The organism is Endozoicomonas sp. ALD068 (genome assembly GCF_049310145.1).
GTDB lineage: Bacteria > Pseudomonadota > Gammaproteobacteria > Pseudomonadales > Endozoicomonadaceae > Endozoicomonas_A.
The window spans coordinates 485,116-500,046 of record NZ_JBLYNU010000004.1 but is presented as its reverse complement, the minus strand read 5'-3'; the positions used below and the strand labels follow the sequence as shown (position 1 = coordinate 500,046).

General features: G+C 47.4%; 10 protein-coding genes and 2 pseudogenes. 4 read left to right on the top strand and 8 right to left on the bottom strand.

Translation table 11 applies throughout. The features are described from left to right. Positions 1-16: 16 nt before the first annotated feature. Positions 17-1,327, top strand: a complete 1,311-nt coding sequence (locus ACO6V5_RS01720; RefSeq protein WP_422492050.1) for a hypothetical protein — start codon at positions 17-19, stop codon at positions 1,325-1,327. A 10-nt stretch (positions 1,328-1,337) separates the two neighbouring features. Here ACO6V5_RS01720 and ACO6V5_RS01715 read toward each other — a convergent pair. The 3 genes and pseudogenes from ACO6V5_RS01715 to ACO6V5_RS01705 all read right to left on the bottom strand — a co-directional run. Continuing rightward, positions 1,338-1,496 (bottom strand): annotated as a pseudogene (locus tag ACO6V5_RS01715) (transposase family protein); the annotation flags it as partial. 685 nt (positions 1,497-2,181) lie between these two features. Next, on the bottom strand, positions 2,182-2,688 hold the full coding sequence (locus tag ACO6V5_RS01710) for a hypothetical protein (protein WP_422134646.1): 507 nt from the start codon (positions 2,686-2,688) through the stop codon (positions 2,182-2,184). A 2-nt stretch (positions 2,689-2,690) separates the two neighbouring features. Next, complete coding sequence (locus ACO6V5_RS01705) at positions 2,691-3,698, bottom strand: AAA family ATPase (RefSeq protein WP_422134647.1); 1,008 nt, start codon at positions 3,696-3,698, stop codon at positions 2,691-2,693. A 163-nt stretch (positions 3,699-3,861) separates the two neighbouring features. Here ACO6V5_RS01705 and ACO6V5_RS01700 point away from each other — a divergent pair. After that, a pseudogene (locus ACO6V5_RS01700) lies at positions 3,862-4,125 on the top strand (IS1634 family transposase); the annotation flags it as partial. Between the two features lie 130 nt (positions 4,126-4,255). Here the strand turns inward: ACO6V5_RS01700 and ACO6V5_RS01695 are convergent. From ACO6V5_RS01695 to ACO6V5_RS01675, 5 genes are all read right to left on the bottom strand, one after another. Continuing rightward, on the bottom strand, positions 4,256-5,146 hold the full coding sequence (locus tag ACO6V5_RS01695; RefSeq protein WP_422413905.1) for a nucleotidyl transferase AbiEii/AbiGii toxin family protein: 891 nt from the start codon (positions 5,144-5,146) through the stop codon (positions 4,256-4,258). 1 nt (position 5,147) lies between these two features. Beyond that, on the bottom strand, positions 5,148-5,672 hold the full coding sequence (gene abiEi / locus ACO6V5_RS01690; RefSeq protein WP_422134649.1) for a type IV toxin-antitoxin system AbiEi family antitoxin: 525 nt from the start codon (positions 5,670-5,672) through the stop codon (positions 5,148-5,150). Between the two features lie 549 nt (positions 5,673-6,221). Then, on the bottom strand, positions 6,222-6,788 hold the full coding sequence (locus ACO6V5_RS01685; RefSeq protein ID WP_422138570.1) for a DUF4276 family protein: 567 nt from the start codon (positions 6,786-6,788) through the stop codon (positions 6,222-6,224). Continuing rightward, complete coding sequence (locus ACO6V5_RS01680; protein ID WP_422134651.1) at positions 6,788-7,972, bottom strand: AAA family ATPase; 1,185 nt, start codon at positions 7,970-7,972, stop codon at positions 6,788-6,790. Before ACO6V5_RS01680 ends, ACO6V5_RS01685 begins: the two co-directional genes overlap by 1 nt. Beyond that, the gene (locus ACO6V5_RS01675; RefSeq protein ID WP_422134652.1) at positions 7,969-8,094 is read right to left on the bottom strand and encodes a hypothetical protein; all 126 of its coding nucleotides are present in this window, start codon (positions 8,092-8,094) and stop codon (positions 7,969-7,971) included. The genes ACO6V5_RS01680 and ACO6V5_RS01675 overlap by 4 nt, the downstream gene beginning before the upstream one ends. A 474-nt stretch (positions 8,095-8,568) precedes the next feature. On the opposite strand from ACO6V5_RS01675, the gene ACO6V5_RS01670 reads away from it, so the two are divergent. Next, positions 8,569-14,505, top strand: a complete 5,937-nt coding sequence (locus ACO6V5_RS01670) for a hypothetical protein (RefSeq protein ID WP_422413292.1) — start codon at positions 8,569-8,571, stop codon at positions 14,503-14,505. After that, positions 14,502-14,723: a hypothetical protein gene (locus ACO6V5_RS01665; protein ID WP_422441921.1), complete on the top strand. Its 222-nt coding sequence runs from the start codon at positions 14,502-14,504 to the stop codon at positions 14,721-14,723. Before ACO6V5_RS01670 ends, ACO6V5_RS01665 begins: the two co-directional genes overlap by 4 nt. Positions 14,724-14,931: the final 208 nt, after the last annotated feature.

The following is a 14,931-nucleotide window of genomic DNA, read 5'->3' as shown; positions in this document are numbered from 1 at the left end:
TTCCTGATGGAGGGTGTTGCGAAACTCTGGTTCCCATGCTTTCAGGCCCTGTGGGTCCCTTTACTCTCCAAGGGAAAAAACCAGTAAAGTCAGTCTGGTTGCACATCGTCGCGAAGTTACAGTGAACTCTTTACACAACTATATTCCAGAATTTATTGATGAGTTCTATCAAAAAGCGGTGGGTAAGGAAAAAACAGACAGAAACTTTATTATCAAAGTCTATGTTTCTGGTGAGTATCTTGACCAACACGTTTCCCTGGAGCGTGGTGGTTTTGATTTTCAGAAGGAAAAGAAAGGCAGTGACTTAGACTTTGGGATTGCCCAGTCAGAGATTGAAGTGTCTGCCGCTGAACTGGCGATTAGCGCAGTGAGCAATGATGTCCAGGCTCGGAGAGAGAAAAAAACCCAGCGGATCAAAAACTATGTAGAAGAACAAGCACCCTGGCATCGAAGCTTGATGGGCAAGATTGATGTTACGGACCTGGCATACAATGCCACCGATGAGCAAATCGAGGGAAAACTTCAAAGCGAAAAATATCGATTAGAAGTTAAGACGCGTGGAGCCGTAAAACACCTCCTGGAAAGTGAAAAAACTGAAGATCTGAAGCACAAGACCTCAGAAATTGTACAAATGGTCTCTGATACCAGCAAAAATGACCTGGCTCATTATATTTCCATGCGTCGCAGTGTTATTGACATTTTTGAAAAAAGCCTGCAAACCGGTGATGATGGTAAGTACTCTTCTGAGGGTGTAGTGCATGACATTATTTTCCCCAGAAAAGGCGACAGTGACCAAACACCTTTTGAAGATCATAACCTTTGGTTAATTGATGAACGCCTCAATTTTACCGAATGCCTCTCCTCTGATACCCCTTTGGAAGGAAAGTCAGGCAGGCCAGATATTCTGGCATTTGATCACCGAATGGTTTTTCGAGGTGAGAATGAAGCCAGCAATCCTGTAACTATATTCGAGTTCAAGAGACCACAGCGAGATGATTTTGCCAACCCATCTTCTAAGGAGGATCCTGTGCAGCAAATTATTCGCTATGTTCGCAAGCTACGTGATGGCGAGTTCACCACACCTCAGGGCAGGGAGATAAAGATTAACACCAATACCCCGTTCTATGGCTATGTTATCTGTGACTTAAACAAAAAGGTGAAGACCTGGTTGGAAGAAGAAAAAGATTTCAAGCCTCTTCCAGATCGAAAGGGGTACTTCCGTTGGCATGATAGTCTTAATCTTTACACTGAAGTAGTCAGTTGGGATAAGGTGTTAAAAGATGCAATGATGCGGAACCGGGTGTTCTTTCATCATCTTAGGATTTGATGTAGGACAATTGCAGTCTTTCATTGCCGTAGTCTTCATTTTCTTCACAACCTGCAATGACCGCACAGATGGTTAAGAGCAGAATATCAGCAAGTTTATGATCTACTTTCTATTGCCGACGTGCGTCGTAAATGACAGATAGCCTATTCATTAAATCAAATGCATTCATTTCAAGAACATCCAAATCTTTTTTGTATAAGTCAATGGATGTATACTTTACTCTATAGGTGGATGTCCTTATAGCCATTTCCAGCAGGAAGCCAAGCCGATATTCACACTCAAAGGACTCCACCCTGATCCCGAGGCAGCAAAAGAGGCCGCCAGGGCCAAACTGAAGTCACTAAAAAGAGGCCAGGGTACCGGCAGCCTTTCATTGGCAGGGCGAACCGACATAACCGCCGAGACCCGATTAACGTTAAGCGGCATCAAGGTCAATACTAATGGAGACTGGATCGTCACCCGAGCCGAACATCAACTCACCCGGTCTGGATTAGCTACCCGATTAAGTATCGAAACTTCAATAAATAATCACCGTTTAATAGCTCTTTAAAGGGTTTAAGGTGAAGGCAATATCTAAAGACGAATGAATGTGCAAGCGGGGTGATTTGAGACTTATTAAAAGTAAAAGAAATCAAGGGAACGGTGGTTGTTAAGGTGTTCAGATTAAAGCGTAGCTAATCTCAAACCTCGCGGCGCGCTACACTGGATTTGAATTTTGGCTTTTGCGACACCCTCGATTGGGCGAGGGTTTACGACGATTCTGCTAAACAGAGGTGTTCTAGTTGACCTCCGGTCATCATAAGAAAGTTCGTAGAAGAACGGGGCAAGTCACCCCGAAAAAATGGAAAGAAATATTATTGGCAGAGGGCTTTTCTTTGAGCGATATCCCGATTTAAAACTTGAATATTGGCTTCCTTAATATTCCAGACTTTTAAAAACCAGGGTGAAAACTTCTTTCTAAGCTTATCAGTAAGGCCGGGTAAAAACATCGGTGGCACGCCCGGAATAACCAGTACAAGCTGAATGGTCAAACCCGACCAATCAGAGCTTTTAAATTCTGCAGGCAGTTCCTTATTGATCGGCTGATAACGTCCGGCCAGCCCCAAAACAGAGAGTTGCAAAGAGTTATAGAGTTTTTCATAAATTGCTTGCAACTGAGCATCAAACGCCTCTTTGCTTTTACGTTCATTGGCGATAGTTGTCTTTGCTTCCAACACCCATAAGTTATTACCAGCGTCGATGTAAAGAAACTCGGCCTTTTTTATCCCTTCACCAACGCCAATGGCTCCCTGAGCGTTCTCAATACGGTAACAACGGTCATCCTCAAAATGGAACGACAAACCGGATTCTGTAAACTCCAAGATCAGGCTACCCCTATTTCCTGCTCAAACAGTCGGATGGATTCGTTGATGATTTCGTTATCCGGCATACCCTCATTCAGAGAGGTTTGCTGCCACTGCCCATCGTTGCAAATCATGACCGGGATGTCCATCTCTTCCCGCTGCGCCATGATGTAAAGCTTTTTCACCACAAAATAGGAGTGGCTGGCGATGAAAAACTGTACGCCCAGTCTGGCAAGGGCATCAATAATATTAAACAGCTTGGTAATGGCTGTCGGGTGCAATGCTGACTCAGGTTCGTCGATAAAGATTATGGAATTTTCTGTGAGGAATCCGTTGCGGATTAAAGTATCCAGAATACCAATCTTCTTCACGCCTTCAGCCGTGGCATTGATGGAGTAGCGAGCTTTTTTATGCTTGTAAAACCATTCACTGCGCTGGCGATCATACTCGATACGATCGCCATCAAACATTGACTCAAGCTGCTGGCTGGTTTGAGAGAGGGCTGAATTGGATTTGTCGGCGGGCATCTGTTTCTGCAAGGCGACAACCAGATCAGAGTAGGTGCTATCAAAGCCGAACACCCGATCCTGATAGGCCAACTGGAAAATAATTTTATCCAGCGACAGCACTTCCTTGGGAGGCAAAAAAATTGAATTGGCACTGCGACGCTCTGAAATTTCTACATCGACTTGCTTGGTTGTGTCCGGGCCAAAACCGAAAGTAATCGGCGGCAGGTCTTTCAGGGTTACGGAGGCTGAAAGTTTTTTGCTTTTCCCTTTGGTGACAATATCCCCAAGTTTATCCGGTTGAAACGTCCAGTAGAGCTTTTCACTCAATACCTCGGATGCTGAGCGGCGATCATCGCCCCGTCCGGTTTCTTCCAGAGTGCGCACGGCGGCGTAGAGCGCCTTCATCAGCCAGGTTTTGCCAGAGCTGTTAGGCCCGATAATCAGGTTGATCTGACCAAGGTTTTCTGCGGTGCCCTTTTCCAGCGGCCCGAGGTTATTAAACTCAAACGCCTGTATCATTTTGTTATCCACTTTTTGCGGCGGCAGAGGCAATGGCTCCTGAGACTGAGGTAGACTACCACCTCTACAGGAACGCTTCCTGCATTGAGCATATCACTTTCTGGTGGGTTTGCCTTGGTTGGGGTGGTGTCGGGTGGTGTCAGTTTTTCAGGGGAGGTATGGGTTAATGGTGATGACTCTGTGCCTGATGCTCTATGCTGCTATCCAGCACAGAATCAGGCAGGAACTGAAAAAGCAAAGTCGTGTATTTCCAGACCAGAAAAAAAAGCCCTGCCAGAACCCAACAGCAAGATGGGTATTTTTCTGTTTCCAGGGGCTTAGTGTATTAACGGTCAATAATCAGGAGGAACATGTGATTGGCTTGAAGGAAAGGCAGTGGACGATCGTTCAAATTTTGGGCATTTTTTACGAGTCCATGTATTCCTGATAGGGGTGGTGAAAGGCGGTTATATGGATGTCCTGTTTCACTTCTGATGTTGAAGTACAGAACCAGCAATGTTCAAAAGGCCGGTATGACTGTCAGAATTAAGAATTGAGTATTTTAATGAGCAGTAATATCAAAGGCTCATGTCAAACTTGTTACGGGGCTCGTCGCCATCAAGAAGAAGCTTAGCCATGGACTTGATCTCGTTCTGGATGTAATCCCAATACTCCGGATTGTCGAGTGTTCTCTGCTTTATGCTTTCAGGAACAAAGCGACTTATCTCAGTATTGAAATTAATGCGTACCTCATCGTCTTTTAATATTTTGGTTACTTGGTTGCTGAGCATTTCCATGAAGTCTTTCCTGTTTTTTTCTCTTGCTTCCAGTTTTTTATTGACTAGCTCTGCAGAGACATCAATTCCTTTTTGTTTTATCCAAACGATATCCCAGACATCACGAGGTTTTATGTGTCTGGCCCGATAGGCCAGAGCAATAAACTTGTCCGCCAACGTCTCTTCGAGAGACTGGACCGGTACCAGCAGGCCTTCGGTGGGCGTCACAATATTGTAGTGATTGATCAGGGGTCTTTTTTTCGCGTCAAACGAGGGAATGGCGCAGATGTCTATGTGCATTTTCTGCCTTGGCAGATCAGGCCGGTTGGCCTCCTTCTCTATGCTGATTTTCCACGACGACGTGTCGCCCTGCTCATCTTGGTCAGGCTTGTTGACCCAAACGTTGGTCTCGTACTTGTTCTGGATGAATTGTTGGATTTCGGTTTCCAGCCCGTCAAAGTCGGAGGGCTTGAAGTCAAGCCCTCCATTAAAGTCCAGATCTTCCGACAAACGGGAGCTGTTATGGCACATCCTGAGTGATGTGCCCCCTATGAAGGTGAGTGACTGCATAGCCCCTTGCTTAACCAGCACGTGCACAATGTCGTGATGAAGAATTTCCTTCTCGATCACTGGCGTGATGGCTGCATATTCCGGATTTGCTTCCACGATTCTTTTTAGTTGTTCCTTTAGCACATTAGCTCTCCAGCATATGGGTATTTCTTTTGCAGTTCTTTAGGTCTTTGATGGCTTGCGAGGATTGTGCTCTGTACATGCCAACAGATTCATCAAAATACAGGTTTGGTGCAATATTTCTGATAGTTTTTTTTGAGTGAGTGAATTCAATGACGCCATAGGGTGTTGAGAAGGTGCCGCTGCGGCCTTTCGTCACAATCGTCAGCCTTCCCATGGGTATTTGAGAGATGTCCCCAGTATGACTAAGTTGACTCTCAAGGCTTATGTAGCTTATGACATTGGCGCGAAGTTTTTTCGCTATCTTATAGATCGCAGTCGTTGGGTCTGGAGGCGTCAACGTGCTCTCAAACACGCCTTTGGCGACCCTGCGTATCAAGCCTTTTTTTGCACAAACAGTGAGAAACTTGGTGAACGCGGGAGTGAGTCTCTCGCCAACCATATAGGCTAACTCTGCCGCTGTGTTGATACCACCTCCCGCTTTGGTTGACTCTGATAGTGCGGCAACCAGTCTATCTTTCTTGGTCATAAAGGTCTACACATTGTTACCTATAATGTAATTTATTGTAGACCTACATTTGATTTTGTCAAAGTAAAAATAAGGACATCCATAAAGTAAATAAAAATAAGAAAAATAAAGGAAAAAATAAGGACATCCACAAAAAATAAGGACATCCAAAAAATAAGGACATCCAAAAGGAAAAAAATAAGGACATCCATAAAATTCGACTAATCGACGAGTTCAACTACGATCTTTCTTCCTGTCCCTGAGTTTTTCAAACACGAGTAGTTATGACCCAGGCTCGAAGCTGCCTGATAGGTCATGGCTCCACGCTTTACTGACACTGTATGGCAAGGTGTGTTCGCAGCAAAACTCCAACAACTCGTTCCTACGCTCTGCAAGGGTGTTGCAAAAGTAACGACAAAACTGAGACAGGGCAAAAAGTGGCAAAAAACGCAGTTTACGGGGAGTAAATGAGCATTTTGAGTCACCTTTTTACGCAGTATCAGCGAAGCGCAGCACTTTTGCGACGGCCTCAGAGCGTGGGAACGAGTTGAGAGGCGGTTAAACAACAATTTACATTGTATTGATGCGTTCAAGATACGTGTGAACGCCGGTGACAAACTGCTGAAAACTGACCGACCGATTATTAGCAAGGTTAAGGTGGGGCGCAATGGCTCGGGCACCAGAGACTTTCTGATAACCGGTAATCAGTTTTTTCAACTCTTCCTGAGCATTGACCAAAACATCAGGGTTGCGGAATTTACGACTATTCTGCTTTTCGGCCAGTCGGGGCTTATTAAACGCTGTTCCAACAGCAGCAAGATCCCCAAGAAACCAGCTTTCCAATTCATGAATCGCAATGCGAACCAGTGTCTCCGGTCGATGGTTTTCTTCGCATAACTTTTGCAACCGTGCTTTCAGACGTTCACAGTCGTCCTGATCTTTATCCCGTACCACCACAAACCAGCTATTGGGGATGTTCCAATGGCGCAGCTTGATGGGTATGGACTTTTCCAGATCCTGCTTGCCCTCATGGGGAATACATCGAAAAGACACTTCCGGTGGTAACAGTCGGGGTAACAATGTATTCAGCAACACTTGAGCAGAGGGCTCTTCCAGCAAAAAGACCAACTGCGTCATCAGGGGTTTACTCCGTCAAACAGCCCTTGTTTCCAGAGCGCACCGGGTAAATCCCCGCCTTCGACCAGACTTTTGATCAGCGTATTATCCGCAGCACGCTCAATGGTGGTGACACCTTTGCTCTTCTTCAACCAGAAAATCTCGTCCAGCTGGATGCTGTTCAACATGTTCGGCGAATGGGTAGACACCATTACCTGGCCACCCTGTTCGGCATAACTGCAAAACTCTTCCGCCAGCTCCACCAACAGGCTAGGGTAGAGCTGGTTTTCCGGCTCCTCGACACAGAGCAATGGATGGGGCGACGGGTCGTTCAGCAACAGCAAATAAGCGAACATCTTGATGGTGCCATCGGAGACATAACGAGCCACAAACGGGTCTTTAAAGCTGCCATCCTGAAATTTCAGGACGATGCGCCCATCGTCAGTTTCTACTGCCTGAACATCTTCAACTCCCGGCACCCGCTGTTTCATTTTATCCAGTACATGCTGGAAAATATCCGGGTGTTGCTCATAGAGGTACTGGGCCACCAGCGCGGCATTTTCCCCTCGGGGCGATAAATGCTCTGCATAGCCAGCGTCCCGTGCCTGGCGGGCATCACTGATATGAAAATCGGAGACATGCCAGTTTTCAATAAGCTGGCGAAAGGCATTGGCCGCCCGGAATCGCTGAAATTGCCCGAGTCCTTTTACGGCCAGAATATCCGGACTATCCAGCGTCTGCTCTTCCCGTTCCAGCTCTGAATCGGCTTTATTAAAGTCTTCTTCATTGAGAATGGCGTAACCGCGACCTCCCCGGAAATCCAGGAAATGAAACGGTGAACCCTGACTGCCCCGCTTATAACGGAGTATCTCCCGGGCAACAATAGGCCGACCTCTGTCCTGTCGAATTTCCAACAGATAAGTCACCAGTCGATCAACGCCGCCAATGGGCAAGCGGAACTGCAGGGTAAACTCGATAGGCTGATCAATACCACCACGGGTGGCGACTTCCCGAAACCCGCCCCTTTTCTGTAGGGCGGTGCGGACATTACCGTGCAGGGCATCCCTGAGAAAGCCAAACACATCAAACAGGGTGGTTTTACCGCTGCCATTGGCGCCGACAAACACGCACATGCCGGGCAGGTTTTTCAGCTCCACATGCTGAAAAACCTTGTAGTTTTTGATTGTCAGGGACTCAAGCTTCATCCGGCGGCTTCCGTCAGTGGCTGTTGTTGTGATCGTTGTCCTTCCAGAGTATCACTTTCTGGCGGGTTTGCCTTGGTTGGGGTGGTGTCGGGTAGAGTCAGTTTTTCAGGGGAGGTATGCATTCCCACGCAGAGCGCAGGAACGAGTTAAGTTCACAAATAGGCATGAACGGTCATTTTCCCATGCAGAAAGAATTCTTTACTCCTACACTCTTGGAGCCTTCTACAAGTGGCAACATGGCGATAATAAGAAAGCTTCTGTTCATGATAACAGAGGTATCTCTCAATCAGGCTTTCTAACGACCGCCTCAGGCGCTCAGCCTGAAACTGATCAGAAGTGAGGCAAGTGCGAAATCCCCGGTGAATTAATTACACGACAAGTAATGACCAGCAATAATGAACCAGTGCCCCATGAAACACCGGTGATGGTTCCAGGCTTAACGTTTCCTTCTGAGACCACAGAGGTTTCTCTGGTAAAAGAGCCTGAAGCTGCTCAAACAAGCGATTAACAGCCATGATTAATTAGAAGTCGCTTCCTCGCCCGGTTTGGCAATCACTATATACGGTAGTGGAAGTACTCTGCCCTGAGGTAATAGAATGACAAATACTCGCCCCAATGTATTAAGCCTTGCCGTAACCGTTGCAATCAGTTCTTCTATTATTGCTTCACAAGCATTGGCCGAGCGAAGGCTGCAGACAAAATCTGTCGATATTACCGGCACTGGACATGCGGAGTTTACCCATAGTGAGGTCATGGTTCAGCCAACCTTGGGTGATGACCTGCAGCCAATACCCAAGTCCTGCACAACCACCTACCCCGATCAGACCCAGGCCAGAGCTGGCTATGACGTTCCCTCCGAAGGATTCACAGACGTTCTTTCGGGCATCGACGGAGGTGTTTCCACTGTTGATCTGTTTGAAACAGACAAGAATGACGTTGCCCGGAAATACACCAAAGTCCTCAAGGTCGGTAATGAAGGGATCTTCAAGTTCACTCACAACCTTGCAGAGCAGCGACTGGTCATTGAGGTCAGAGACAAAATGACCCATCAGGATACCATTGCAGCTGTGCGCGCTCGGTTAGACGACGACCGGATATTAGAACCGTTAACGAAAGTTGCCAGCCCCGAACATCTGGCGTCAGTTCTGAAAGGGGCGAATGAAAGAGCAGGAAACCTGGGCGAAGCTGATGACTATGCTGTCCTTGCCACCCTTGAAGCAGGAGAAGTTGAGGTGAACGGCCGCACCTTCATGCGTCTTATTGCTGCAGGCGATCAGCCTCCTGAACTGCAACGTCTGGGTCAATCGCTCTTTGTCAATGATGAAGTGCTTTTAGCAGCAGCTATCTCTGCCTATGTCCAGGTTCATGTTCTGGGTGAAGATCTGCAACAGGAAGCACTGAATAAGCTGTTTTCATATCATAAACCCGTCGGCTATATAGTACACACTGGGGATGACACGCAGACTTATCCTGTACCTGCAGGTTATCCAAAACTGCAAGTGACTGAGGCTTCGGGAGAGATTATTGTTTTCCATGGCCAGAAGCAGAATCCAACCGATATCGCTTTTGTGGAAGGACTCTTTGACATCGTGGATAAAGCTGATGCTAATACCCCCGTTCCTGAATTATCAACACAGATTAAAAAAGACAAGTTCAAAAACTACCAGTACGTTATTCGAAGCAGGCAGATGGAACTGCTGGAAAAGTTAGTTGCGCGGCACCATATTACAGTAAACAAAGCTCAACCGATGAGGTTTGCATTGGAAGATCAGGTGGCGACGCTTGTGCTTGCATTCTATGAAACTCTCCAGCAGGCATTGGCCAGTGCTACTGCAGATCAGGCAGATGAATTTAATTTTTCAATAGAACACTTCAGAGTCGCTGCGTCTCTCATTACGCCAGCCTGGATGCATAATCAACTCGCAAAACACTTCAGCTTCAAACCCGCACTTAGAGATCTTCTGACTAACCAGCATTTTGTTCAAAATTTTCTGAACCTTTTACCCGCTGCCTATGTATTAGAGACCAATGTTTCTCACGACGGAGAACTTTTTGCTTCCAGAGTCTTGAGCGACATAGCCAGACAACTGATTGAGAGGGAAAACAAGCTGCAAGAGCTGCTGCAAAATGAAAGCGAACTCACCCGGGTTAGAAATCAGTTAAAGCTCACATCGGAGAAAGCCATTACCAGTGAAAGGCAAAAGCGCATAGCACTTCAATTCAAGCAGCTGGCTGATAAGGAGCTTGATCAGCTTGTTAATGCAATGGAAGAACAACAAAAACAAATACGGAAACTTCGGGAGGAAGTTGCACGAATCCCGGAGCTGGAACAAGAAGTTGCTAATGTCAGAGCAGAAGTCATAAAGGCCCGCAACGCCGAACCGGCAACAGAGCCTGATATTGAAAACCGGGACGAAACCCAGCCACCAGCAGGACAGACTGAGGAAGATTCTGTAGCGGTTCCGAAAGTACTTGAGACACTGAGAGCTGTGGAAAAAGCCCTTGAGATGATGGGCCTTACTCAAGGTGACGATATGTATCTTCGTCGCCAGTACATTTCAAACAACCTACAGATGTACATCAGAGACTACAGACAACTGGCAGAAGAAAAGGCCCTGGACATACTGCAAGTCGCAGAAGAAAAGCTCAACCTCCAGGTCAATGACAAGAATGATAAAACAACAGGAATCAGAGAAGACACGCCGCTGACAGAGCAAGAGAGCCTGGACATACTGACAGCCTTGGAAGAAACCCCCAATATGAAAGTCAGTAAAGAAGATGGCATAGAAAAAAGGCTCGCCAGAATTTTTATAATACTTGACAAGGTTGATCTCTCAAATGAGGTACTGAATGAGATACTGGATGGGATAGATATGATCCTCTGGATGCATGAAAGAAAAATTCATCCAGACGCTAAAGATATCAAACGTAACAGGCTTCTTGCTCACCTGCACTATAAACTGGAAGACCCTGACCCGGATATGCCAGCCGGAGAACAAGGGACCGATCTGCTGCCAGCCGTAGAAAAAATACTCAACATCAAACTCAATGAAGAGAATGACAAAGCAGCAAGAATTGCCCGGGTTTGCAGCCTGCTTTACGACGACGATGTCTCAGAAGCTATGCTGGATCAGATAAGTCAGACCCTCTGGAAAGATGACAGCACAGCTCTGAACGAGAGGGATCTCAATCTCAGCAAGCTTCGGGCAATTCTTGAATATAGAGTCGAAGATTCGTCCCTGGATAAGCAAACCATAGAAAAACAGACAAGTTTGCTTGCCGCCATAGAGGACAAGCTGAACATCGACATGAGCAAAAGCTCTGCTGTTAAAGAAAGAGGCAAGACTTTCACTGTCAAACTGGCAAAAGTTCTGGATGTAGCATTTGACATGGATGACGACCTGTCTGATCAGAAAGATATCCTGAGAACCAAAATTCAGGAATTAATCGAAAAATCAGACGCTCTCTACGACGATGAAGCTGCCAGAAGAGCCTGGAACAATGAAATAGCTCATCAACTTAACATTGAGGATTATCAAGAAGATGCCTCTATCGAAAACCAGAACAGTGTGATTGAAACAAAACTCCGACAGCTGGACAAAGAAGTTCTCAATGCGGGCCAACCTGACGTTAATGAGCGTATCACAGTTATTGAAAATGAGCTTGACAAGCAAATGGCCCACCTGGGAACTAAACCCCGATTCGTCCTTGATCGTGAGCTAGCCGTCGCCAGACGGGTACTACACAAAGCTGAAAGTGAGCTTACAGAGGTTCATCGCAAACTGAAAGGTCTGGCTCGCAAACCAGTTATATTTGATTTACGGGATGAGGCTGATAGCGCTATTACCATTAGAGCCTATGCACAGACTTCTGGCGGGGACGAAACTGATCAATTCGATGAAACCTTGGGGGAACTGCCTCTCATCAGGAAAAAGTACGCTCAAATTACGGAATTCCTGCATGAGCACCACAAAAAAAGTATGGAAGTGACCTATGCACGGCATGAAGAGAGGAATGCACAAGAACACCTGGATCTTAAAAAACAGGAGATGATCCATTCTGAAAATATTGATGAGAAGGCTAAAACCTTACAAGAGAACGAAATAGCTCGCCTGGATTTAGCCCTGAAGCAAAAAAGTGATGCCGTTTCAAAAGCACAAGAGGTTCTGACGGATTATCATAAGGCAGCTCTTGACGCTATTGAAGAAGCCATGGGTCTTAAACCTGACTTTACTGACAGCTGTGAACAACGGGTTAATGCCCTGAGAAACCAGCAGGTAGAACTGGGCGGGCATGATGGTACCGGCGGCAAAATCCAACAACTGACTCAGGAACAGGCCCGCCTGGAAGGTGACATTAAAACCAGGGAAGCAGACATTGCAAGAATGAAGGAAGAACTGAAGGTTGCAGAGCAAGCCGTGGAAAATGATGGTGGTTCCTTTCAGTTTACGCCCAGACAGGTAAACGTTCTGACCCGTATACAAGACTTCATGCAGCAGCACACTCTCAAGAGACAAGCGCTCGAAGCCGCCATAGGTCTGACAGAATTAGCAGTGAAAAGCGGTAAGCCAAAACTCCAATTCACGACGTTCAATTTTGACGATGAACTTGCGCCTTTTCACCTGCAGGGACTGGTCGGAGACGGTCTGGCAGTTGGTCAGGCCAGTCGGATTGTGAAAGTCTTCAGGAGCCTGAAAAAGACCTTTCCGGCCCTCCATAACTTTCCGGCTCACCCTGAGCCTTTAGAATTTCAGCCTCCGATAGTCCTGACAAAAATTCAGTGGCTGGTGAACGATGCCCGGGATGAGCTGCAAAACGGGGCTCAAGAATACGACCAAGTCATTAGCGGCATGGGCAAAACAGCCATTCACTTCGTTGAGCATGAAGCAAAGGACCAGGAAGGCTTCCCGGAATACTTCGCTAACCGCCATGCCAGTAGTAACAGGATCACAGCTCTGGTACGTGAAGGTCTGATCAGCAAGATTGAACTTGAGAACCACATGAAGGCCGTCAGAGGTGTCGATGGTTATCAGACAGTGGAAGAATTTGAGCACTTCCTTGGCTATAAACACGGCGTCAATGTGCCTCATTTGAATGCCGTTATCCTGATGCTGTCCGACAAGGGTGCTGAGGAATTCATGCAGATTGCCTTTACTCCTGTCACCGTCACTGCAACGGGCCCGGCAGGTATGAAAGAGTCGGTTGCCGGTATGAAAGAGTACGCAGCTGCTGTTATCGCCAACTACGTTCTTGACGATATTGCCTTTGACAATGGCCACAGGACGGCAGCCTTTCTGACCAATATTCAGAATACCCTGACACCTTATGCCAATGCCGCAGGCCTGTCTGAATCAGACCTGATCATGGCTCTCAATGATACATTGATGCAGGCACATGCTGCAGCCCTTGAGCACCAGCTGACTGATTACTGGGTCAAACCTTCAGCCTCTCTGGTACAGGCTGTCACCTGGTACTTCTCCAGCTACAAACCTCTATTGGTGACCCGAACCGCTCTGGAGGCTGCCAGGCTGTCCCTGACAAACATGTGGTACCTCTATCTTCTGGATCTGACCCACCGGGGTGATTACCTGCACCGGATGCTCACACCTTTCCAGCACTGGCTCGAACATTACGGCGTTGACCTTGACCGAAGACTGCAATATGCCTCCCACACCAGCATTGAAGAAATCTCTGAAGTGGGCGGACTGGCCATGCCCCTGGGCAAGGCCGCTTCTTCAGTCATTCTGCTGCAGACCGGCTCTATGCTGTTTGCCAGACAATACAATGCCAACCCACACAGCTATCGCAGCCTTTCCCGTCTGGTGCCCGAAATAGTGAAATCCATGGGTTCCGGACAAGGGGTTCAGGTACCGCTGCTAAACAGGGTAACACCCGAAAAAGTAAAAACGCTGGCCTCTGCCGCAGCCGCTCTGGTGCTGGGCCCGGTAGCTACTGTGGGAGCTTACGCCCACGGCCTTATATCCGGATTCACCTATGCTCAAACCTTCGGATTGGCCCTGGCGTCGAGTCTCACTTTCGACTTCTTTATGAACGACAACAAGATGCTCACTCAGTGGCTGGGTGGACCTGTGGGTCGTAGTCTTGACAACGTGAAGCGCTGGAGATGCGCGATAAAAACGCAAAATAAGTGCGCAAAACCCAAGGCTATTGCTTTGCCTCAAGGCTTCAATGAAACCGATGAAGAGTATGCAAAACGTGTTAAAGCAAACAACACGGTGCCCGGCTGGACGCGGCACGAAAATTACCTGCAGTTCCGTGAACGCCGTGATCGCACCATGAAACTGTCTGAGAAAAGCTGGGAGAAATACTTCAGGGAAAATGTGCCTAAATGGTCTTTCTCCCATGCAGAAAGTATTCCTTATTCCTACACTCTGGGTGCCTTCTTTGAGTCGGGGACTGCAGAGCCTGAGCAACCTTCCGCAACCGTGAAAGCAGCACCGGTTGGGGGAGGTATGCATTCCCACGCAGAGCGTGGGTGTCGCAAAACTCTCTCCGGCGTGGGAACGCGTTGACTCCCGTCATTGCCGGCTTCATTCTCGTCATTCCCGGCTTCACTCTCGTCATTCCCGGCTTCACTCTCGTCATTCCCGCGAAGGCGGGAATCCACACTGACTCTCCACCAGAACCATACTGCCCGGTGTCCCCCTGGCCTTGTCATCCCCGAGAAGGCAGATATCCACCGTTGGCGCTGGATTCCCGCCTTCGCGGGAATGACGACTTCAGAGCGTGAGAACGAGCTGTTGAAGTTTTGCGACACCCTCAGAGCGTAGGAAAGAGTTGTAATTTCACTGGCATTGAACTTTGCCACGTGAATTAAATTCGCTTAACAGCTAGCGGATTTGCCACTGTGAACTAAATTCTCTCAACAGCTTACCGGAACAGCCATGAGCGATTAACAGCCATGAGCGATTAACAGCCGTCCCCCCGCTTGCAGTGTA